We start from the raw sequence: 20,396 nt of genomic DNA on the forward strand, positions 1-20,396 counted from the left end.
CCTTCGACTGGAGTCTCGGTTGTGTTTCGTGGGTGCCGCCATCCATGGATGCGCGCTCGTGCGGTCGCTTCATCGGTGCGATCAGATGTGCGTGCCGTGCGCACGGCCGTGGTCGATCGCCAGACGCAGCCGGTGCAGACCCCGGCGGGCGTGGCTCTTGACCGTCCCCAGGGGCACGCCGGTGCGTTCCGCGATCTGGGCGTGGGTCAGGTCCTCGAAAAAGGCCATGCACAGCACCTCCCGCTGGGCGTGAGGCAGCCGCGACAGGGCTTGGACGAGCAGCACGCGGTCCAGTACGTCGTCGGGTGCGGCCGGGGCGGGTCGGGTGGGCGCGGTGTCCTGCGCGGCCGAGTCCATCAGGGCCAGACGCCTCGTCCTCGCCGCCAGAGCGTCGACGATCTTGCGGCGGGTGATGCCGACCAGCCAAGCGCCGAGTGCGCCCCGCTCCGGCCGGAAACCGTGCCGGCCGCGCCAGGCGCCGACGAACACCTGCTGGGTCACGTCCTCGGCCTCGTGGGCGTCGCCGAGGGAACGGGCGGCCATGGTGTGGACGAGTGAGCCCCAACGCCGGTAGATCGCCGCGAACGCCTCCTCGTCGGCGGCGACGAGGCCACGGGCCAGATCCTCCTCGAACCGCGTTTCCTCCACGGGCGGGACGAGGGGGGTGGTCGGTCGAGTGTTCTTGCTCATGGCCTGATTCCTCCTGCCGTGTGTCGTGCGGGGACGGAAGACCGTCCGCCGTCCGGCAAGTTCGCCGGCCTGCCGTGCGTGGCTGCCGTGCGCGTGCTTTCAGTCTTGGACGCATGAACGACGCAAGCAACATGCGTCGTTTATGCGTCGTACGATGGAGACATGCGCGCGACGACGGGAAACGGAGACGCCCGGGACGGCGAGGGTGGTCCGCGGGCCGGCGGGCTGACCACCGGCGAGGTGGCCCGGCGCCTGGGGGTGGCCCCTACCACGGTCCGTACGTGGGACCGCCGGTACGGGCTCGGTCCCGAGGCGCACACAGGCGGCCGGCACCGACGCTGGACCGCGGGGGACGTGGCGCGGCTGGAGCGGATGTGCGCATGGACGGCGACCGGACTGCCGCCGGCCGAGGCCGCACGGTTGGCACGCAGCGGGGAGCCGCTGACGGCGGCCTCGCGCGGACGGACGGCCGTCGCGGTGCCGCAGCCGCCGGGCCGTGGCCGCAGCCGGGCGGGGAGCGGCCTGCGGCTCGGCGACGTACGCCAGGAATGCAGGGGGATCGCCCGGGCCGCCCTGCGCCTTGACGCCGCCTCGCTGGACGAACTGCTGTCCACCGCGATCGCCGAGCACGGGCTGGTCGCCGCCTGGACCGAGGTGATCGTGCCGACGCTGCAGGCCGTCGGTCGTAAGTGGGAGACATCGGGGGAGAAGTACGTCGAGGTCGAGCACTTCCTCTCCTGGCACGTCTCCGGCGCGCTCCGGCGCACCGCCTCCAACACGGTCGCGGATCGTCCGGGCGCCACCACGGTGCTCGCCTGCGTGCCGGGGGAGAATCACACGCTGCCGCTGGAAGCACTGTCCGCCGCGCTGACGGAGAGGGGTGTTCCGGTGCGCATGTTCGGCGGTGCCCTGCCCGTCGAGTCGCTCGTCGCCGCGGTGCGCAGGACCGGGCCGGCCGCCGTGGGGCTGTGGGCGCAGTCCCGGACCACGGCCAGCAGGCCGCTGGCGCAGCACGTGGCCGGCCTGGAGTGGGGTGTGCGTGGGGCTCGTCGCAGGCCGGTCGTCCTGACCCTGGGACCGGGTTGGGCAGGTCAGGCGGTGGCCGGCCTGGTGCGTCCGGCGGGACTCGCCGAGGCCGTCGCCGCCCTGGAGCCGGTGGTCGCTGGGTGACGTCTCGCCGCCCGGGGCACTCGGCCGTGGCGCCTGGCATCGGCCGGCGGAACGTGGTCCGCTGGACCGGCGGTCGCGTCCGAGCCGTCGTCGATCGGCCGCCGCTCAGGGCACGTGCGGACAAGGGGCCGGCGTGATCCGACGCTTTCGCCGCTGCCTTCCCTCTGCCCGACACTCTTCGACTCGTCCGTCTCCAGCCACTTCTCCAGCCGGCCCGCTGACATGTTGACCGCGTCCTTGAACTCTGCTGAGGACGTGGTCGGGTCCATCGTTCCGCTTGGTCACGCCTTCTTGCCCTTCTTGCGCAGTGCACCGGGCTTGTGCACTGCGGAACGGCCGGACTTGTCGCTTTCCACCTCGTACTGGGGCTCCTCCTCGGAGGCGTCCACGGTGCGGCCGGCGGCTTGGGTGCGCTCGGTGATCTCGCGCTTGACCTTGCCGGTGACCGTCTGCCCGTGGCTCTTCCACGCGACCTTGTCGCCCTTGCCGACGTTCTTGTCCTTGGCCATGATTCCTGCCTCTCTGCAGTACGTGCTTGCCTGTCGGTCGTCATCCCCCAATGGGGCGACGGCTGCGTTTCCTCCGGTGGTACGTGTGGCGGGGCACACAGGCAGCTTGGACCGGCTCGCGCGAGGCCGCATCTGATCGAGAAGATCGTCCTGTGTCACCGGACTTCGAGCGGGTGTCATCGAGGTTCGAGCTGCGGGACCGGCGGGTCTGGTCGCTCAGGTCAGGAGCAGGCCGACCCCGGTGAGCAGGGCGGCGCCGGCCAGTGCCGCGAGCAGCAGGACCGTGCGCTTGCCTGCTCCGCTCAGGCGGAGGGCGCAGGCCAGCGGGCCGATGGGAGCGGTCTTGTTGTTCATTCGATCTCCTTGACGATGGGGGTGATCTCGGATCGGTCGGGTTTCAGGAGTCGTGTCGTCGCAGGGCATCCCGCAGTCGCAGCAGTTCACGGCGGCGGGACTGTGCCCGTACCAGGACGAGAACTGCCGCGGCGGTGAAGAGGACCCCGCCCAGGGCGGTGACCAGCACGTCGGCGGTGGCGCCGCGCACGGCGGCCAGCGCCGTCCCCGCGATGGCGGTCAGCACGGTCGCCCCGAGCGCGAGACGAGCGCCCAGCACCCGGTCCCGGGCGAACAGCGGTCGCCGCCTGCTCAGTATCCATCCGGCCAGGCCGGCCCAGGCCGCCCCGAGGGCGATCAGTCCGGCGAAGGCCACCTGCGTGCGGGCGGGCAGCGGAGCCGGCTCGGTCGCCCACAGCACCGCGATCAGTGTCGCCGCGCACCCACCCGCCAGCCCCACCGCGAGGTGGCGCATCCGGGAGCGCAGCGACACCTCCGCGGCCAGTGCGCGCTCCAGCTCCTCGGGCACTCCCCGCTGAGCTGCGGGGGTCTGCTCACTCATGCCTCGTATCCCCTCTCCGCAAGGGTGGTCCGCAACATGCGTCGCGCCCGGTGCAGCCGGCTCTTGACCGTGCCTGGCGGTACGCCGAGCACCTCCGCACAGGCGGTCAGCGGCAGATCCTGAAGGTGGAACAGGATCAGCGCCTCGCGCTCCAGGGGCGGCACCCCGGAAAGGCCGGCTTCGATCTGCACGGTGGTCAAGACGCCGCCGAGCTCGTCGTCGGCGACGACGTCGCCCACCACGTCCATGGACGTCTCCGGAGCCCGGTACATCCGACGCAGGTGGTCGGTGACCGCGCGCCGGGCGATGGTGAACAGCCATGGGGCGAACCGCTCCGGCTGCCGCAGGCGCGGCAGGCCTCGCATCACCGCGATCCACACCTCCTGTGCCAGGTCGTCCGCGAGATGCGGTGAGCCGACCATCCCGCGCAGGTAGCGGCACAGCGGGCCATGCCAGGCACCCACCAGCTCGCGGAACGCCTCCCGCTCCCCGAGCTGGCAGCGCACCACCAGCAGCCCGTCGTGCACGTCGTCGCTCACCTGCATCTCCCTGCCCCGCGCCATCCGTCACACAGACAGTCGGCATTCCAGCCGGAAAGGTTCACAAGAACGGTCCCCCCTGGCCAGGGTGCGGCGGTGGCACCCGATCGCGCCAGGAGCAGCGCACCCGACGCGCAAGGCCGTCGCCGCCACCGGCCCCGTCCCGGCCGGCCGCCGGCAGGAGCAGCACGATCACGTGGACGATGAGTGCGCGCAGGACGGAACACGACATGCCTCCGGTCATGGTGGGGTGAACCGGACGCAGCATCGAGTGGTCCGTTCCACGCACCGCGGGCCACCGGGGCGACGGAAGGCGGTGCAGAGTCGGGCCTGGGTGCACGACCGACTGAGCCGGCCGTGCGCCGGGCGAGCCTGAGCGGCGGGAGGGCATGCCCGATGTAGACGTAATCGTGGCGGAGGAGGAGCAACATGACCGTTCATCAACGTGGCCGCCGGGACACAGTCGTGGCCAGTGCCGGACCCGCCGGTCTCGCCTGCGCTCCGGACCCGTGCCGTGCCGGACATCGTGTCGCTCCGGTCGAGGCGTCCGACGGCGCGGGTGGCCGGACGCGTACGGGCCGGCGGGACGGATCCCCGCCGGACCGGGGATGCCAGGTGCCCGACACCTCCTGTCCCGCCGACAGGCAGTCCGGCCCGGCCGTGACCACGTCGGCCAGGTGAACCGGCACGCCGCGGGTCCCGAGGGTGAGCCCGACGTGATCGTCGTGGGCGGCGGGGCGGCCGGACTCAGCCTCGCGCACCGGCTGACGCGGACCGGCACCGCCACCGTGACCGTCGTGGAGCCGCCGGACGGCCCGTTACGGCCGCCCGAGCGAACCTGGTGCTACTGGGACCAGGGCAACGCAGACTTCGACGAAGCGGTCAGCGCCTCCTGGTCCCGGCTGCGGATCCATGGCCCCGACGGCGGTGCGGTCACCGTCGACCCGGCCCCGCTGCGCTACCGCATGCTGCGGTCCACGCAGTTCGAGCAGCTGGTGCACTCCCGCCTCGCCGGGAGCCCCGGCGCGCGCGTACTGCGCGCGACGGCAGAGGCGGTACACCACGTCGCCGGCGGGGCGGAAGTCCGCTGCTCGGCCCCCGACGGACGAGTGCTGACACTCCGCGCCCGCCACGTGTTCGACTCCCGCCCCCTGCGCACGCTGCCGCCGGCCCGGACGCTGCTGCTGCAGCACTTCCGTGGCTGGTTCGTGCGCACGGCCGCGGACCGCTTCGACCCAGCGGTCGCGGATCTCATGGACTTCCGGGTGCCGCAGCCCCGCCACGGGCTCGCCTTCGGCTACGTCCTGCCGCTGGCGCCGGACCGAGCGCTCGTCGAGTACACCGAGTTCTCCCGGACACCGCTGACCACCGAGGCCTACGAGTCGGCGCTCGACCACTACAGCCGCGACGTCCTCGGCCTCGGCGCGCTCGCCGTGGAAGCCACGGAGCAGGGCGTCATCCCCATGACCGACGCACGCTTCCCTCGCCGGGCCGGGTCCGGCGCCTTCCGCATCGGGACCGCCGGCGGCGCCACCCGCCCGGCGACCGGTTACACCTTCGCCGCCGTACAGCGGCAGAGCCGCGCCATCGCCGACGCCCTGCGCGACGGGCGGGCGCTCGTACCCCCGCCCCATGGGCGCCGCGCGCTGGCCATGGACGCGGTGCTGCTGCGGGCCCTGGACAGCGGGCGGATCGACGGCCCCGACTTCTTCACCCGTCTCTTCCGCAGCACACCGCCCGAACGCCTGCTGCGCTTCCTCGACGGCGCCACGTCGCCGTGGGAGGAGTGGGGCATCGGCCTGCGCACCCCTGTCGGGCCGATGCTGCGGACCGCCGTCGAGCTTCCCTTCCTGCGTCGTCGTCCCCGCCCCGCCTTCCCGTTCGGAGAGAGCCGCTGATGACCCTGCTGCGCGACCGCGATCTGGCGCGTGCCTTCGACCACGCCTCGCACTCCTACGACCGCCTCACATCCCTGAATCCCGGCTACCGCGCCGATCTCACGCGCTCGGCACGCCGGCTCCGGCTGCCACGTGCGGGCGCCGGGCTGCACGTGCTCGACCTCGGTTGCGGCACCGGTGCGTCCACCCGGGCGCTGCTGCGGGCCGCGCCCCACGCCCGGATCACAGCCGTCGACGCCTCCGCCGGGATGCTGCGACGCGCGCTCGCCAAACCGTGGCCCACCCACGTGCGTTTTCTGCACCTGACCGCCGAAGAAGTGGCCACCGCCGGGGAAGAAGGCCCCTTCGACGCGGTGTTCGCCGCCTACCTGTTCCGCAACGTCACCCTCCCCGACCGGATCCTCGCGAACCTCCGGGTCCTGCTGCGACCGGGTGGACGGCTCGCCGTGCACGAGTACAGCCTCAGCGGCTCGCCGGCCCACCGGGCCCTGTGGACCGCCGTCTGCCGGGGAGTGATCATCCCGGCAGGCACGCTCAGCGGCGACCGTGCCCTGTACCACCACCTGTGGCGCAGCGTCCTCGCCTTCGACACCGTCCCGGACTTCACCGGCCGGCTGACGCGCGCGGGTTTCACGGCCGTGCGCGCGGCCCCGGTGGCCGGGTGGCAGACCGGCATCGTGCACACCTTCCTGGCCCGCAACGGCTCCGACGCGGCAGGGGAGTCCGCCCGATGAGCGCTTCCGCGCACCGCACCGTTCGACGCGGCCGTGACCGCAGGACCGCGGTCGTGATGCCGGCCCCCGGCCGGGACCGGTTCGCGCGCGCGGACGCGCCGTCCGCCGCCGTCGTCGGCGGCGGGATCGCCGGTCTTGCCGCGGCCACCCTGCTGGCCGAACGCGGCGCCCGCGTGACCCTCTACGAACGGGAGGCGGCACTCGGGGGCCGTCTCGCCGGCCACCGTACCCGCCTGGCCGACGGCTCCGTGGTGACCATGAGCCGAGGGTTCCACGCCTTCTTCCGCCAGTACTACAACCTCCGCGGCCTGCTGCGGCGTACCGACCCCGCCCTCACGAGGCTCACCGCCCTGCCCGACTATCCCCTGCGGCACAGCGGTGGCCTGACCGACAGTTTCGCCTCCGTTCCCCGGACCCCGCCGTTCAGCGCGCTCGGATTCGTCGCTCTCAGCCCCGCCTTCGGCTGGCGTGACCTCGCCGCGATGGCCCCCCGTGAGGCCCTGCCGCTCCTCGACGTGCGCGTGCCCGAGGTCTACGAACGCTTCGACGGCGTCAGCGCCACGTGCTTCCTGCGACGTGTCCGCTTTCCCGAAGCCGCGCACCATCTCGCGTTCGAGGTGTTCTCCCGCAGCTTCTTCGCCGACCCCCGCGAACTGTCCGCCGCCGAACTGCTGCTGATGTTCCACATCTATTTCCTCGGCTCGGCCGAGGGCCTGCTCTTCGACGTGCCGAACGAGCCCTTCCCACAGGCCCTCTGGGAGCCGCTCGGCGACTATCTCCAGCGCCTGGGAGCGAACGTACGCACCGGCACACCGGTGCACGGTGTCCACCCGTGCGACGGCGGGGGAGCGGAGGTGCGGACCGACACCGGCGTGGACCGCCACGAGGCGGTGGTACTCGCCCTCGACCCCGGCGCGCTGCGCCAGGTCGTCGCCGGGTCACCCGCCCTGGGCACCGCCGCCTGGCGCGACGACATCGCCGCCCTGCGGACCGCCCCGCCGTTCCTCGTCTCCCGGCTCTGGCTCGACCGGCCGGTACGCGCGGAACGTGCCGGGTTCCTGGGCACCAGCGGATACGACGGCCTCGACAACATCAGCGTCCTGGAACGGTACGAGGGCGAGGCCGCCCGCTGGGCCGCGCGGAACGCGGGCTCGGTGGTGGAACTGCACGCGTACGCCCTCGCCGCCGACGAGGAACCGCAGAAGGTGCAGAGCCGGCTCGTCGACCGTCTGCACCAGGTGTACCCGGAGACCCGCGACGCGCGGATCGTGGACGCGCGGCACGAGTGGCGCTCGGACTGCCCGCTCTTCCCCGTCGGCGCCCACCACCGGCGTCCCACCGTGCGCACCCCGCACCCGTGGCTGACGCTGGCCGGTGACGCGATCCGCTGCGACCTCCCCGTGGCCCTGATGGAACGCGCCGCCACCACCGGCTTCCTGGCAGCGGGCGCGCTGCTCGCCGACCGCGGCGTCCGGGGCCAAGTGCTGTGGACGGTCCCTCGCGCCGGTCGCTCCGCCGTACTGCGGGCCCTCGCGGCCCTCGCGGCACGCTGAGCCGGCCCGGCACCGCGGCCGCCGGACTCATCCGGGGAAGCGGCCCGCGCTGCGCAGCGCCCAGCGCCGTTCGGCGTAGGCCAGGTCGTCGCGCCACAGGCGGCCGGCCGTCCGGAGCATCAGCGGGCGCAGGGCGGGCGCGGCGGCCCTGGCCAGCGCGAAGCCCCGCCGGTCCGACACGGCGACGACCGCCTCCACCACCACGGTCCTCGGCCGCTCGTCCCCGGTACCCGTCAGTGGCGTGGCATGGGTCTCCACCACGGAGGTGCGCCCCTCGCCCTCGGTGATGCGCATGACGACCGTACGCGGCCCGGGTGCGGTGAACTCGGCCCGCACCGGTACCACCAGACGACCGGTCACCCGGAAGGAGACGTCCACGACGAAGGCGTCGTCCTCCTCGCCCTGCGGCTGCCGCGCCACAGTGAGGTCGACGAACGAGTACGGATGGAACCACGAGCCGTGCCACGGGTCGAGCCGGTTGGCCACCACGTCCTGCGGTTCGCACCGCCCCACCGCCGTGAACACGGCATCCACCCCGCGGCCCGCCTCGGGACGCGCCGGCACCACAGGGCGCTCCGACGGCTCCTCGCCGCCGACCGTGTCCAGCCGGACCCACACCAGCACGCCGTCGTCGTGGACCGGATACGGGTCCCAGCCGGCGTACGGGGCGCCGGTGAGGGCCAGGCCGTGCCAGTGGCACACCAGCGTGCCGCACACCACCCGGCTCCTGCGCAGCGGAGCGCCGAGGTGCGGGCAGGCGCCCGGACCGGCGTGCAGGCCGCCCGTGTCCGAGCGCCACAGCACGACCTCGACGCCGCCCACCGTCCTGCCGTACGGGCGGCCGTCGGCGCGGATGTCGCGGGAGGCGCCGACCACGAACCAGTTGCCGGAGCGACGTGCGCGGGCCCGCTCGAGGGCGTCGGCGATCACCGCCGGTCGTGCCTCCTGCCAGGTCGGCCTCTGCGCCGCCCAGTCGGAGCCGCGCCGCCGCCGCAGTGGCGGTCTCCAGCCCGCGCGCTCGCTCACCGCACGGGTCCCTTCCGCTCCAGTGCCGTGCCGCTCGGCGAAGAAGCCGGCCGCGTGACGCGGGCGCGCCACCGCGCTCCGGCCACCTGCGCGGCCCCCGCCGCGGCTGCGGCGGCACGGCGACCGCGCGACACCGCCGAACGACGGTGCAGCACGGCGTAGTCGTGGTGCGCGATCGCATCGAGGATCCCGCCGTAGAGGACGAACGCGGTACGGATGCAGGGCCGCACCCGCGGATCGAGCATGGCGATGCCCGGGGCCGCCTCCCGGTAGACGTCCCTCGTCATGGCCTCGGCGGCGACGAGCGCCGCGCGGATCCGCGGATCCCGGCGTCCCGTGCGGCGGCTCCACTCCAGCAACGGCCGGTCCACGCCGTGACCGGCGAGCAGATCCGCCGGCAGGTAGACGCGGCCGCGGTCGAGGTCCTCTCCCACGTCCCGCAGGAAGTTGGTGAGCTGGAAGGCCACACCCAGGGCTGCCGCGTGCGGCGCCGCCTCCTCGCGAGGAACGACCGTGCCCAGCACCGGCAGCATCTGCAGCCCGATCACCGCGGCCGAACCGTGCATGTACACGCGCAGATCCGCGTAGGTCGGATAGTCGGTGACGCTCAGGTCGCTGCGCATCGAGGCCATGAAGTCGGCGAACAGCGTGGGGTCGATGCCGTAGCGGCCGGCGGTGTCGGCCACGGCCCGGACCACGGGCTCCTGCCCACCGCCGGTACGCAACCCGCGAGCCAGGTCGTCCTCCAGGCGCCGCAGCAGCCGGTCACGCTCCTCCGCCGGCCGGCGGCGGTCGAGATCGTCCACGATGTCGTCCGCCCAACGGGCGAAGCCGTACAGCGCGTGCACGGCGGAGCGGTGCTCGACCGGCAGCAGGCGGGTGGCCAGGAAGTAGGTCCGGCCGTGACGGGCGTTCAGCTGCCGGCAGTGGGTGTAGGCGGCGCGGAGCGAGGGATCGGTGATCTCGGCGGCGTCCAGTTCACGACGGGTCATCGGCACCTGCCACGGTCGAAGGAAGCGCTGCGCGCGCGGCACGGCGGCCGACGCCGCCGGTGATGCGGGCGGCGGCGAGTCTGCCGCTGATGAGCACCGTCGGCACCCCGACGCCGGGGGTGGTCCCGCAGCCCGCCAGGACGACGTTGTCCAGCCCGCGTACCAGGTTGCGCGGACGGAACGGGCCGGTCTGGGCGAAGGTGTGGGAGACCGAGAAGGGGCTGCCCGCCGCATGGCCCTGTGCCGTCCAGTCCAGCGGGGTCACCACGAGCTCCTCCTGGATGCTGCCCGCGAACCCGTCGAGGCCACGGCGCTCCAGCTCGGCGACCAGGCTGTCGCGGTAACGCGGGCCCAGGTCGTGCCAGGCCGCGGCGGAGGGGCCGACCTCGGTGTTCGGACAGGGCGCCAGGATGTAGTGGAGATGCCGGCCGGGCGGCGCGAGGGAGGAATCGTGTGCCGTCGGCCGGGTGATCAGCAGCGACGGGTCGCTCATCAGCCGTCCCGAGCGGGTCAGTTCGTCGAACGTGCGCTCCCACGCCGTACCGAAGGACAGCGTGTGGTGGGAGAGGCCGGGCCAGGTGCGGTCCGTTCCGGCGTGCAGGACGACCGCGGACGGCGAGTGACGCAGCCGCACCGCCCGCCTGGGGGCACGCCCCAGAAGCCGGTGCGCCGAGCTCAGTTCACAGGTCAGCACCACCGCGTCGCAGGCGATCCGTTCGCCCGACGACAGGTGTACGGCACGCACCCGGCCGGCGAGACGTTCCAGTCGGCTCACCTCGGCCGACCACCGGAAGCCGGCACCGGCGTCGGACGCCGCGTCGGCCATGGCGCGGGGCAGCGCGTGCATCCCGCCCCTGGGGAACCAGACGCCGGCCACGGTGTCCATGTAGGCGATCACGGCGTAGGCCGCGAGGGCCCGGGCTGGTGCCACTCCGGCGTACAGGGACTGGAAGGAGAAGACCCGGCGCAGGCGGGGGTCGGCGAGGTGGCGGCCGATGCGGTCGTCCAGACGCCCGAAGCCGCCCAGCGCCGCCAGGCGGGCCAGGTCCGGGTGCAGCAGCTGGAAGGGCGAGTCGAAGTTGGTGTCGATGAAGCGCCGCATCTGCGCCTTGTACAGCCGCTCCAGCCAGTGCCGCAGTCCGCGGTAGCCCGCTGCCTCCGCGGGTCCGGCGAAGCGCCGGACCTCTGCCTCCATCGCCTCGCCGTCGGTGTGGACGTCGAGCGAGGTGCCGTCCGCGAAGCAGGCCCGGTAGGCCGGGTGCAGCGCCACCAGCTCGACGCGTCGGGCGAGGCTGTCGCCGACCGCCGCGAAGGCCTCGTCGGCCAGATGCGGCATGGTCAGCACCGTGGGGCCGGTGTCCAGCTGGAACCCGCCGAGCCGGGCACGGCCCGCGCGGCCGCCCGGACCGGCGTCCCGTTCGACGACCGTGACCCGCCGGCCGGCACCCAGGAGATGGAGGGTGCAGGCGAGCCCGGACAGTCCGGCGCCCACCACGACGACATGGTCGGTCGGTCCCGCCACGGTCCTCACAGACCCTCCCCACCGCGGTCAGGAGCGACGCCCGAGGCGCGTTCGAGCATCACGGCGAACTCCGCCTTCACGGATTGGTCCGCGCCGGTGGTCTCGAAGTACCGCATGCTCGTGGCCGCCAGTTCGGCGACCTTCGACTCCACCACGGCCCGGGCTCCGGTCCGCTCCAGCGCCGCCCGCATGCGCTCGACGGCGTCGTCGGACCGGCGGCTGGTGTCGGGTGCGAGCGCGAGCGCGGCCTGCTCGTCCCCGGAGGCGTCGGCGAGCCTGGCGGCAACGGCGAGCAGATAGGTGAGCTTGCGCGTCCGCAGGTCGTCGCCGGCCGGTTTGCCTGTCAGCGACGGGTCGCCGAAGGCGCCGAGGAGGTCGTCGCGCAGCTGGAAGGCGAGCCCCGCGCAGCGGCCGGCGGAACGCAGGGCGTCAAGGACGTGCTCGTCGGCCGCGGTCAGCGACGCGCCCAGCGCGAGCGGCCGCTCGACCGTGTACAGGGCGCTCTTGAGGGTGGCGATGGTCACCGCCTCCTCGACGCCGGAGGCGCCGGACGCCTGGGCGTGGATGTCGCGGTACTGCCCGGCGACCATCTCACCGCGCATGGCCCGCCACTCGCGGTACAGGCGAGGTCCGTGCGTGGAGCCGAGCGCCGTTTCCGTCAGCAGGTCGTCCGCCCAGGCCAGCGCCAGATCGCCGGCGAGCACTGTGGCGGCGGTGGCGAAGGCTTCCGGTGAGCCGTTCATCCGCGCGCTCCGGTGCATGCGGGCGAGTTCGACGTGCATCGCCGGCGATCCGCGCCGGAGCGGCGATCCGTCCATCACGTCGTCGTGCAGGAGAGCACATGCCTGCAGCACTTCGATCGCGGCTCCGGTGCGCAGAACAGCCGTGGCGTCGCCCGAGCCTCCCGCCGCCCGCCATCCGCACCACACGAACCCCGTTCGCAGCCGTTTCCCGCCGCGCCGGACGAACGCGCCGACACGGTCGGCCACGTCGCGGGCGAAGAGCGGGTCCACCTCGCGGGCCCGGCGCAGTTCCTCGTCGAGGAATCCCTCCAGGACGTGCTGGGCGGCCCCGATGGCGTCGGCGGCGGTGAGCGGGTCGCCGAGGAGCCCGGCCGGTCCGGTCGGATCGGACACCGTCGGTCGCAGTCCATGCATGCCCGGTCCCTTCTTGCTCTTCGTCACCTGCACCAGCGCTTCTGCCGCCGGCCCACATGTGGATGCGTTGATCCATGCCCGGTGCCGGGCCTGCCCGAGTGGAGGCTCACCCGATGGGTGCCGCGGCGTGGGGCACATGGCGGTGTGTCACCGCGTGTGCTCCGCGGCATGCCGGTCCAGAGCGGCGAGCCGGTCGAGTCGTCGCACCGTCCGCGCGGTGCGGGTGGCTGCGGGCAAGCCGGCGGCGGGACCGGCCCTGCTGCGGAGCATGGCTGCCGAGGACCATGGAAGCACCGCATCCCCGGCTCCGCCCGGCCGGGCGGTACGAGGCGCTCGCTCCTTCAGCGGGTCCTGTGCTCGGCGATCTTGGTCGGCATGGTGTCCCGGGTGCGAGCTGCCGAACCGGAACGAACGACGCGCTGCTCGTGCGCCGTCCGCACGAGCAGACGCACATGCCGCTGAAGGCCGTCAGCCGTGTCCTCGCCGAGGGGCAGTCCGTCACGATCGGCCTCACCGCCGCGCCGACCACGGACATGACGCACGTCCATCGGGTCTGGGATGCGGTGGACGCTGCCGCTGCCGTCGGCTTCGCCGGGACAACACCGAGTCCGGACGGCCGTCATCCGACTCCAGGCCGATCACTGCCGGTCACAGGGGCGACCGCTTATGACCCCGTACGTTCCCAACCACGATGCGGGGCCCGGGCGCCCAGCTGGATGTCACGGCTGCGGTAGACGATGTACGGCCGGGTCAAGTAGCCCAGCGGTGCGGTGAGCATGTGCACGAGGCGGGTGAAGGGCCAGGCCGCGAAGAGCAGCAGGGCGCTGATCGCGTGCAGCTGGAACAGAACGGGGGCACCGGTCATCAGGGCGGGGTCCGGCTGTAGGTAGAAGATGGATCGGAACCAGGGCGAGATGGTCTCGCGGTAGTCGTAGCCGCCGCCCGTGATGTTCGCGGCCACCGTGGCCGCCAGGCCGAGCACGATCGTCACGGTCAGGGAGACGTACATGGCCTTGTCGTTGCGGGTGGTGGCGGAGAAGACGGGGCCGACGGTGCGGCGGCGGTAGATCAGGACTGCGATTCCGCCGAGTGTGGCGACGCCTGCGACGGTTCCGAGGACGACCGCGCCGACGTGGTACGTGTGCTCGCTGATGCCGACCGATCCGGTCCAGCTCTTGGGGATGACCAGTCCGCCGATGTGGCCGATCAGGACGACGAGGATGCCGAAGTGGAACAGCGGGCTGCCGATGCGCAGCAGCCGGCTTTCGTAGAGCTGGGAGGAGCGGGTGGTCCAGCCGAACTTGTCGTAGCGGTAGCGCCAGACGTGGCCGAGGACGAACACCGCGAGGACGACGTAGGGCAGGACGACCCACAGCAGGATGTCGCCGGTGCCTGCCTCCGCCGCCAGGGGGAGGGGCTGCGCGGGCTCGGTCATCGGGGACCTCCTACGACGGGGTCGGGCAGGAACACGGGGGATGCGTAAGGATCGAGGCCGACCTGTTCCTCGGGCGGCCCCTCGGCGGCCAGGCGCAGGACGGCTTCGCGGTCGTCGCCGGCGAGGGCGGGCAGGGTGGCGGAGACGGAGTCCAGCACCTGGGCCCAGGGCGATCCGTCGTCGTTCAGGGCAAGGCGCAGCAGTCCCAGGCCGGCGCGGTGTTCGGTGAGCAGGCGTGCTCCGGCGGCGGGGTCGGTGGCGGCGAATTCGAGGACGACGGCGAGGTGATCGGGCAGTTCGTCGTCGCCCAGGCGCCATCCGGCCGCGGTGTAGGTCTGCTTCAGCCGCAGCAGGCCGATGCCGCGCTTCCTGGTGTCGCCGTGCGCGTAGTACGTCAGGTAGAGGCAACAACGCTTGCGGTGGTCGAAGGTGGCCACATAGGCGGCGGCCAGGTCCGCAGGGGCGGTCTGCTCGGCGTGGGCGGTGAAGCGCAGCAGGGGGCGGGCGACCGGGTCCGGCAGGGTGGCGGCGACCCGGGCGGCCAGGGCCAGGCGCTGCTCGAACTCCTCGTCCGGGTAGGCGAGCAACAGGGACTGGGCCTGCCAGGCGTCGGAGAGCCAGGGCTCCGGCCGGGCCGTGCGTGAGTTCTTCCACTTCATGGCTTCGGCTCGACCTCCCCGCCGCTGTCCGTGTCGGCGCCGCCGCCGGACGGTTTGTCCGGGAACAGGCCTGGTGGAGAGCTCTTTCCGTCCCAGTTGAGGAGGTTGACCCGGGTGGCCTTGTCACCGGGCGCGGCCGACGTGTCGGCGGTCTGCCGGTCACGCAGGGCGTGGAAGTTCTCCACCGCGATCGGGGCGGCACCGCCGGACGTCTCGCCGAAGGGGCCCGAGCCTCCCATGCCGGGGCCGCCCTCGTAGTCGAGGCTGCACTCGGTGGCCAGCTCTTCGAGTTTGTGCGCCTGTTCGGCGTGGGCGGGCGGGATGACGTAGCGCTCGTCGTACTTGGCCAGGGCCAGGAGCCGGTACATGTCGTACACCTGCTCCCCCGTCATCCCGACCTCCTCGGGGATGGCATCGTTCGGCTCACGGCCGAGGTTGATGTCGCGCATGTACGAGCGCATGGCAGCCAGGCGGCGCAGGACCGCGTCCACCGGCTGCGGATCGCCCGCGGTGAACAGCTGCGCGAGGTAGCCGACGGGGATGCGCAGGGACTCGACGGCCGCGAAGAGGTTCTGATGATCCTCGCCGTCGCGGCCGGCGTCACGGACGGCGTCGACCACCGGCGACAGCGGCGGGATGTACCAGACCATCGGCATCGTCCGGTACTCCGGGTGCAGCGGCAGGGCCACCTTGTAGGTGTTGATCAGTGCATGGATCGGGGAGCGCCGGGCGGCCTCGATCCAGTCGCGGGGGATGCCTGCCCTTTCGGCTTCGGCGATGACCTGCGGGTCGTCGGGGTCGAGGAAGACCTGCCGCTGGGCCTCGTACAGGCCGGTGTCGTCGGGGGTGGAGGCGGCCTCGAGGACCTTGTCGGCGTCGTAGAGGATCAGCCCGATATAGCGCAGTCGGCCGACGCAGGTCTCGGAGCAGACGGTGGGCAGGCCGACCTCGACGCGGGGGAAGCAGAAGGTGCACTTCTCGGCCTTGCCGGTGCGGTGGTTGAAGTACACCTTCTTGTACGGGCAGCCCGTGACGCACATCCGCCAGCCGCGGCACCTGTCCTGATCGACCAGGACGATGCCGTCCTCCTCCCGCTTGTAGATCGCGCCGGAGGGACAGGAGGCCGCGCAGGACGGGTTGAGGCAGTGCTCGCAGATCCGCGGCAGGTAGAACATGAAGGTCTGCTCGAACTCGAACCGGATCTTCTCGGAGACCTCGTTCAGCAGCACGTCCCGTTCACTGGTCGCCGCCGATCCGCCGAGGTCGTCGTCCCAGTTCGCCGACCAGGAGACCTTCATGTCCTTGCCGCTGATCAGCGACTTGGGACGGGCGACGGGTGTGTGCTCCTGCAGCGGAGCGTTGGTCAGGGTCTCGTAGTCATAGGTCCAGGGCTCGTAGTAGTCGTCGAGGGACGGCAGCACGGGGTTGGAGAAGATCTGGATCAGCTTCTTGAACCGGCCGCCCGCCTTCAGCGCGAGGCGGCCCTTCTTGTTGAGTTCCCAGCCGCCCTTCCAGGTGTCCTGGTCCTCGTAACGGCGGGGGTAGCCCTGGCCGGGGCGGGTCTCGACGTTGTTGAACCACACGTACTCCACGCCGCTGCGGTTGGTCCACGCCTGCTTGCAGGTGACCGAGCAGGTGTGGCAGCCGATGCACTTGTCGAGGTTCATCACCATCGCCATCTGGGCCATCACGCGTCCGATGGCGGCTTCGCCGCGGGGCATCAGTACGTCACCTCCTGGTTCGTGCGGCGCCGGATGACCGTGACCTCGTCGCGCTGGTTGCCGGTGGGGCCGAGGTAGTTGAAGGCGTAGGAGAGTTGGGCGTAGCCGCCGATGAGGTGGCTGGGTTTGATCAGCAGACGGGTGAGGGAGTTGTGGATGCCGCCGCGTCGTCCGGTCGTCTCGGTGCGGGGCACGTCGATCAGGCGGTCCTGGGCGTGGTGCATGTAGACGGTGCCCTCGGGCATGCGGTGCGAGACGACGGCGCGGGCGGCGACCACGCCGTTGCGGTTGACCGCCTCGATCCAGTCGTTGTCCTGCACTCCGACCTTCGCCGCGTCCTGCGTGCTCATCCAGATCGTCGGACCGCCCCGGGACAGCGAGAGCATGAACAGGTTGTCCTGGTACTCGGAGTGGATGGACCACTTGTTGTGCGGGGTCAGATAGCGCACGGTGACGCCGAGTTCTCCCGTCTCGCCGATCCGGGGCTCGTCGAACAGGGCGTTCATGTTCAACGGAGGCCGGTAGACAGGCAGTTGCTCACCGAGCGCGGTCATCCAGTCGTGGTCGAGATAGAAGTGCTGGCGTCCGGTGAGCGTGTGCCAGGGCTTGAGGCGCTCGACATTGACGGTGAACGGCGAGTAGCGGCGGCCGCCGGTCTCCGAACCGGACCACTCCGGAGAGGTGATGACCGGGACGGGGGCGGCCTGGGTGTCGGCGAAGGTGATCTGCTTGCCCTCGTGTTCGGCGGCCAGGTCCGCGAGCCGGGTGCCGGTGCGGGCTTCGAGAGTGCGGAACCCCTGGGTGGCGAGGTGGCCGTTGGTGGTGCCGGACAGGGCGAGGATCGCCTCGCAGGCGTGTGTGTCGCGGGCGATCGAGGGCCGTCCGTCGGCCGCGCCACCGCGTACGCTGCCGTTCTTCTGCCGCAGGTACTCCAGCTCGCGGTCGACCTTGAAGGTGACGCCCTTGGTGGTGGCGCCCAGGGTGTCGAGCAGTGGGCCGAGGCCGGCCATCTTGTCGGCGACGGCCGCGTAGTCGCGCTCCACCGTCACCAGCTTCGGCATCGTGCGCCCGGGGACGGGCTCGCACTCTCCCGCCTTCCAGTCGAGCACCCTGCCGTGCGGGTTGGCCATCTCGTCCGGAGTGTCGTGCTGCAGCGCGGCGGCGACCACGTCCTTGCGGACGCCCAGGTGACCGGCGGCCTGGCGACTGAATTCCCTGGCGAGGGAGTGGAAGGCGTCCCAGTCGGTGCGCGTCTGCCAGGGTGGGGCGATCGCCGGGTTGAAGGCGTGCACGAAGGGGTGCATGTCGGTGCTGGACAGGTCGTGCTTCTCGTACCAGGTGGCGGCGGGCAGGACGACGTCGGAGAAGACGGTCGTGCTGGTCATGCGGAAGTCCAGGGTCAGCAGCAGGTCGAGCTTGCCCTCGGGGGCCTCTTCCCGCCACACCACGTCCCGCGGACGGGCGGCCGGCGGCGCCTCGGTCGCCCGCACCGAGTGGTCGGTGCCGAGCAGGTGCTTGAGGAAGTATTCGTTGCCTTTGGCCGAGGAGCCCAACAGGTTGGCTCGCCAGATGGTCAGCACCCGGGGGAAGTTCTCGGGCGCGTCCGGGTCCTCGCCCGCGAACCGCAGCCGCCCCGCCTTCAGCTCTTCCACGACGTGGTCGGCGACCGGTCGGCCCGCGCTGTCGGCCTCGTCGGCGAGATCCAGCGGGTTGCGGTCGAAGGTCGGATACGACGGCATCCAGCCCATCCGGGCGGACTGCGCGATGACGTCCGCAGTGGACTTCCCCGCGAACGGGCCGCCCGCGCCGGCCGCCGCGAGGGTGTCGGCGGAGAACGGGTCGTAGCGGAACTGGTCGCTGTGCAGGTACCAGTAGGCGGTCTGGATCATCTGCCGGGCCGGCCGGTTCCAGTCGGCAGCCGTCGCGATCGCCGAGTAGCCGGTGATCGGACGGACCTTCTCCTGACCGACGTAGTGCGCCCAGCCGCCACCGTTCACGCCCTGGCAGCCGGTCAACGTGGTCAGCGTCAGAAAAGCCCGGTAGATGGTGTCGGAGTGGAACCAGTGGTTGGTCCCCGCCCCCATGATGATCATCGAACGGCCGCCGGACTCCTCGGCGTTGGCCGCGAACTCCCGCGCGATCCGCGCCGCCTTCCCCGCGTCCACCCCGGTGATCGCCGCCTGCCAGGCCGGCGTGTAGGGCTCCTCCGCGTCGTCGTAGCCGGTGGGCCACTGGCCGGGGAGGCCGTCGCGAGCAACCCCGTACTGGGCGAGCAGAAGATCGTACACCGTGGTCACCAGACGCCCGGCCACCCGCCGCGCCGGCACACCGCGCCGCAGCCGCGCCGCGCTGCCGTCGGGGGCGTCGAAGCGCGGCAGATCGACCGCGACCGGGGCCTCGTCGCCGCCCTCCGTGGACAGCAGAGGCCGGGTGTCGCCGAGGTCGAGGTTCCACTTGCCGGCGCCGGACTGGCCGTAGCGGTCGCCGAGCGTGCCGTTCGGCACCACCGGCTTCCCGGTCGCCGCGTCCAGCAGCACCGTCCGGAACTCGGCGTGCTCGGCCCCGGCGGCTTCGCCACCGAGGTCGGTGGCGGTCAGGAACTTCCCGGGCGTGTACGTGCCCGGCTCGCCCTCGACCTCGTCGAGGGCGACCAGGAACGGCAGGTCGGTGTAGCGCTTGACGTAGTCGGTGAAGCGCTGCGTGGTCCGGTCGACGAAGAACTCCTTGAGGATCACGTGCCCCATCGCCATGGCGAGGGCGCCGTCGGTGCCGGGCTGGGCCGCGAGCCACTCGTCGGCGAACTTCACGTTGTCCGCGTAGTCCGGGGAGACCGCCACCACCTTCTGGCCGCGATAGCGCGCCTCGGCCATCCAGTGCGCGTCGGGCGTGCGGGTCACCGGCAGATTGGAGCCCCACATGATCAGATAGCCGGCGTCCCACCAGTCCCCCGACTCCGGCACGTCCGTCTGGTCGCCGAACACCTGCGGGGAGGCCACCGGCAGGTCGGCGTACCAGTCGTAGAACGACAGCATCACCCCGCCGAGCAGCGAATAGAAGCGGGCCCCGGCCGCGTGGGAGACCATCGACATCGCCGGAATCGGGGAGAACCCGGCCAGCCGGTCCGGCCCGTACTCCTTGATGGTGTGCACGTGCGCGGCGGCGACCATCTCGAGCGCCTCGTCCCAGCTCGCCCGCACCAGACCGCCCCTGCCGCGAGCCCGCTTGTAGCGGCGGGCGCGTTCCGGGTCGGAGACGACGTCCGCCCAGGCGGCCACCGGGTCGCCGAGGCCGGCCTTGGCCTCGCGGTACATCTGCAGCAGCACACCGCGCACGTACGGGTAGCGCACCCGGGTGGGCGAGTAGGTGTACCAGGAGAACGCCGCCCCGCGCGGGCAGCCGCGCGGCTCGTACTCGGGGCGGTCCGGGCCGACCGAAGGGTAGTCGGTCTGTTGAGCCTCCCAGGTGATGATGCCGTCCTTGACATACACCTTCCACGAGCACGAGCCGGTGCAGTTCACCCCGTGCGTGGAGCGCACCACCTTGTCGTGCGACCAGCGGTCGCGGTAGAACTCGTCCGCCTGGCGCCCGCCGGCCTTGTGCAGGGTGCGCAGATCCTTCGAGACCTCCGCCCGGGTGAAGAAGCGGCGGCTGCGCACCAGGGCCTGTGCCAGTTCGCCGTCCATGCCCGGCTGTGCCCGTTCCGGGCTGGTCTCCGTGCTCACCGTGAACTCCGCCCCGGGCGCGCCGGCCCGTTCGAGTCGTGATCAAGTCCGGCCGCACACGACTCTATGGCCGCCGTCCCCCGAAAGGTCGACAGTGACACCGCGATCCGGCACGGCGCGGCCGGTGGAGGCCGTCCGCGCGCGGACGCGGCTACCCGGATTCCCGCAGGACCC

Annotated in this window: 19 protein-coding genes; 5 read left to right on the top strand and 14 right to left on the bottom strand. The window is 72.3% G+C overall.

The genetic code is table 11. The features are described from left to right. Positions 1-81: 81 nt before the first annotated feature. On the bottom strand, positions 82-690 hold the full coding sequence (locus tag ACFYOP_RS12135; protein ID WP_356897438.1) for a sigma-70 family RNA polymerase sigma factor: 609 nt from the start codon (positions 688-690) through the stop codon (positions 82-84). Between the two features lie 162 nt (positions 691-852). Here ACFYOP_RS12135 and ACFYOP_RS12140 point away from each other — a divergent pair, with 162 nt between their 5' ends. Next, positions 853-1,860, top strand: a complete 1,008-nt coding sequence (locus tag ACFYOP_RS12140; RefSeq protein ID WP_356897439.1) for a MerR family transcriptional regulator — start codon at positions 853-855, stop codon at positions 1,858-1,860. Here ACFYOP_RS12140 and ACFYOP_RS12145 read toward each other — a convergent pair. The 5 genes from ACFYOP_RS12145 to ACFYOP_RS12165 all read right to left on the bottom strand — a co-directional run bounded on the left by ACFYOP_RS12145 (position 1,782) and on the right by ACFYOP_RS12165 (position 3,803). After that, complete coding sequence (locus tag ACFYOP_RS12145) at positions 1,782-2,129, bottom strand: DUF3140 domain-containing protein (RefSeq protein WP_356897440.1); 348 nt, start codon at positions 2,127-2,129, stop codon at positions 1,782-1,784. The genes ACFYOP_RS12140 and ACFYOP_RS12145 overlap by 79 nt on opposite strands. Positions 2,130-2,141: 12 nt before the next feature. Then, entirely contained in the window at positions 2,142-2,369 is a 228-nt protein-coding gene (locus ACFYOP_RS12150; RefSeq protein ID WP_356897441.1) for a DUF2945 domain-containing protein, read from the bottom strand. A gap of 216 nt (positions 2,370-2,585) precedes the next feature. Next, positions 2,586-2,723 (bottom strand): hypothetical protein, encoded by a 138-nt coding sequence (locus ACFYOP_RS12155; RefSeq protein ID WP_356897442.1) that lies wholly within the window; start codon positions 2,721-2,723, stop codon positions 2,586-2,588. A 43-nt stretch (positions 2,724-2,766) separates the two neighbouring features. Next, a complete protein-coding gene (locus tag ACFYOP_RS12160; protein WP_356897443.1) occupies positions 2,767-3,264 on the bottom strand; it encodes a transmembrane transport protein in 498 nt (165 codons plus the stop codon). Then, on the bottom strand, positions 3,261-3,803 hold the full coding sequence (locus tag ACFYOP_RS12165) for a sigma-70 family RNA polymerase sigma factor (protein ID WP_356897444.1): 543 nt from the start codon (positions 3,801-3,803) through the stop codon (positions 3,261-3,263). Before ACFYOP_RS12165 ends, ACFYOP_RS12160 begins: the two co-directional genes overlap by 4 nt. A gap of 429 nt (positions 3,804-4,232) precedes the next feature. On the opposite strand from ACFYOP_RS12165, the gene ACFYOP_RS12170 reads away from it, so the two are divergent. The 4 genes from ACFYOP_RS12170 to ACFYOP_RS12185 are packed head-to-tail and all read left to right on the top strand — an operon-like array spanning position 4,233 to position 7,988. After that, complete coding sequence (locus ACFYOP_RS12170; protein WP_388451385.1) at positions 4,233-4,484, top strand: FAD-dependent oxidoreductase; 252 nt, start codon at positions 4,233-4,235, stop codon at positions 4,482-4,484. Then, on the top strand, positions 4,481-5,701 hold the full coding sequence (locus tag ACFYOP_RS12175) for a lycopene cyclase family protein (protein ID WP_356897445.1): 1,221 nt from the start codon (positions 4,481-4,483) through the stop codon (positions 5,699-5,701). The genes ACFYOP_RS12170 and ACFYOP_RS12175 overlap by 4 nt, the downstream gene beginning before the upstream one ends. Then, positions 5,701-6,435, top strand: a complete 735-nt coding sequence (locus ACFYOP_RS12180) for a methyltransferase domain-containing protein (protein ID WP_356897446.1) — start codon at positions 5,701-5,703, stop codon at positions 6,433-6,435. Before ACFYOP_RS12175 ends, ACFYOP_RS12180 begins: the two co-directional genes overlap by 1 nt. After that, a complete protein-coding gene (locus ACFYOP_RS12185; protein WP_356897447.1) occupies positions 6,432-7,988 on the top strand; it encodes an FAD-dependent oxidoreductase in 1,557 nt (518 codons plus the stop codon). The genes ACFYOP_RS12180 and ACFYOP_RS12185 overlap by 4 nt, the downstream gene beginning before the upstream one ends. A 27-nt stretch (positions 7,989-8,015) precedes the next feature. On the opposite strand, the gene ACFYOP_RS12190 is transcribed toward ACFYOP_RS12185, so the two are convergent. From ACFYOP_RS12190 to ACFYOP_RS12225, 8 genes are all read right to left on the bottom strand, one after another. Continuing rightward, positions 8,016-9,014: a DUF5914 domain-containing protein gene (locus ACFYOP_RS12190; protein ID WP_356897448.1), complete on the bottom strand. Its 999-nt coding sequence runs from the start codon at positions 9,012-9,014 to the stop codon at positions 8,016-8,018. Further along, on the bottom strand, positions 9,011-10,006 hold the full coding sequence (locus tag ACFYOP_RS12195; protein WP_356897449.1) for a phytoene/squalene synthase family protein: 996 nt from the start codon (positions 10,004-10,006) through the stop codon (positions 9,011-9,013). Before ACFYOP_RS12195 ends, ACFYOP_RS12190 begins: the two co-directional genes overlap by 4 nt. Next, positions 9,993-11,537, bottom strand: coding sequence for a phytoene desaturase family protein (crtI, locus tag ACFYOP_RS12200; protein WP_356897450.1), 1,545 nt, complete (start codon positions 11,535-11,537; stop codon positions 9,993-9,995). Before crtI ends, ACFYOP_RS12195 begins: the two co-directional genes overlap by 14 nt. Next, positions 11,534-12,685, bottom strand: a complete 1,152-nt coding sequence (locus ACFYOP_RS12205; RefSeq protein ID WP_356897451.1) for a polyprenyl synthetase family protein — start codon at positions 12,683-12,685, stop codon at positions 11,534-11,536. The genes crtI and ACFYOP_RS12205 overlap by 4 nt, the downstream gene beginning before the upstream one ends. Before the next feature lie 664 nt (positions 12,686-13,349). Beyond that, the gene (narI, locus tag ACFYOP_RS12210) at positions 13,350-14,120 is read right to left on the bottom strand and encodes a respiratory nitrate reductase subunit gamma (protein WP_356897452.1); all 771 of its coding nucleotides are present in this window, start codon (positions 14,118-14,120) and stop codon (positions 13,350-13,352) included. Continuing rightward, entirely contained in the window at positions 14,117-14,779 is a 663-nt protein-coding gene (gene narJ / locus ACFYOP_RS12215; RefSeq protein ID WP_356897453.1) for a nitrate reductase molybdenum cofactor assembly chaperone, read from the bottom strand. Before narJ ends, narI begins: the two co-directional genes overlap by 4 nt. Next, complete coding sequence (gene narH / locus ACFYOP_RS12220) at positions 14,776-16,500, bottom strand: nitrate reductase subunit beta (protein WP_356897454.1); 1,725 nt, start codon at positions 16,498-16,500, stop codon at positions 14,776-14,778. Before narH ends, narJ begins: the two co-directional genes overlap by 4 nt. Further along, entirely contained in the window at positions 16,500-20,183 is a 3,684-nt protein-coding gene (locus ACFYOP_RS12225; RefSeq protein ID WP_356897470.1) for a nitrate reductase subunit alpha, read from the bottom strand. Before ACFYOP_RS12225 ends, narH begins: the two co-directional genes overlap by 1 nt. Positions 20,184-20,396: the final 213 nt, after the last annotated feature.

The sequence above is a fragment of the Streptomyces sp. NPDC006294 genome (assembly GCF_042870895.1).
GTDB lineage: Bacteria > Actinomycetota > Actinomycetes > Streptomycetales > Streptomycetaceae > Streptomyces.

Coding starts and splice junctions, on each gene's coding strand:
- ACFYOP_RS12135 (WP_356897438.1), bottom strand. CDS start 690: ATGAGCAAGAACACTCGACCGACCACCCCCCTCGTCCCGCCCGTGGAG.
- ACFYOP_RS12140 (WP_356897439.1), top strand. CDS start 853: ATGCGCGCGACGACGGGAAACGGAGACGCCCGGGACGGCGAGGGTGGT.
- ACFYOP_RS12145 (WP_356897440.1), bottom strand. CDS start 2,129: ATGGACCCGACCACGTCCTCAGCAGAGTTCAAGGACGCGGTCAACATG.
- ACFYOP_RS12150 (WP_356897441.1), bottom strand. CDS start 2,369: ATGGCCAAGGACAAGAACGTCGGCAAGGGCGACAAGGTCGCGTGGAAG.
- ACFYOP_RS12155 (WP_356897442.1), bottom strand. CDS start 2,723: ATGAACAACAAGACCGCTCCCATCGGCCCGCTGGCCTGCGCCCTCCGC.
- ACFYOP_RS12160 (WP_356897443.1), bottom strand. CDS start 3,264: ATGAGTGAGCAGACCCCCGCAGCTCAGCGGGGAGTGCCCGAGGAGCTG.
- ACFYOP_RS12170 (WP_388451385.1), top strand. CDS start 4,233: ATGACCGTTCATCAACGTGGCCGCCGGGACACAGTCGTGGCCAGTGCC.
- ACFYOP_RS12180 (WP_356897446.1), top strand. CDS start 5,701: ATGACCCTGCTGCGCGACCGCGATCTGGCGCGTGCCTTCGACCACGCC.
- ACFYOP_RS12185 (WP_356897447.1), top strand. CDS start 6,432: ATGAGCGCTTCCGCGCACCGCACCGTTCGACGCGGCCGTGACCGCAGG.
- ACFYOP_RS12195 (WP_356897449.1), bottom strand. CDS start 10,006: ATGACCCGTCGTGAACTGGACGCCGCCGAGATCACCGATCCCTCGCTC.
- ACFYOP_RS12205 (WP_356897451.1), bottom strand. CDS start 12,685: ATGCATGGACTGCGACCGACGGTGTCCGATCCGACCGGACCGGCCGGG.
- narI (WP_356897452.1), bottom strand. CDS start 14,120: ATGACCGAGCCCGCGCAGCCCCTCCCCCTGGCGGCGGAGGCAGGCACC.
- narJ (WP_356897453.1), bottom strand. CDS start 14,779: ATGAAGTGGAAGAACTCACGCACGGCCCGGCCGGAGCCCTGGCTCTCC.
- narH (WP_356897454.1), bottom strand. CDS start 16,500: ATGCCCCGCGGCGAAGCCGCCATCGGACGCGTGATGGCCCAGATGGCG.
- ACFYOP_RS12225 (WP_356897470.1), bottom strand. CDS start 20,183: ATGGACGGCGAACTGGCACAGGCCCTGGTGCGCAGCCGCCGCTTCTTC.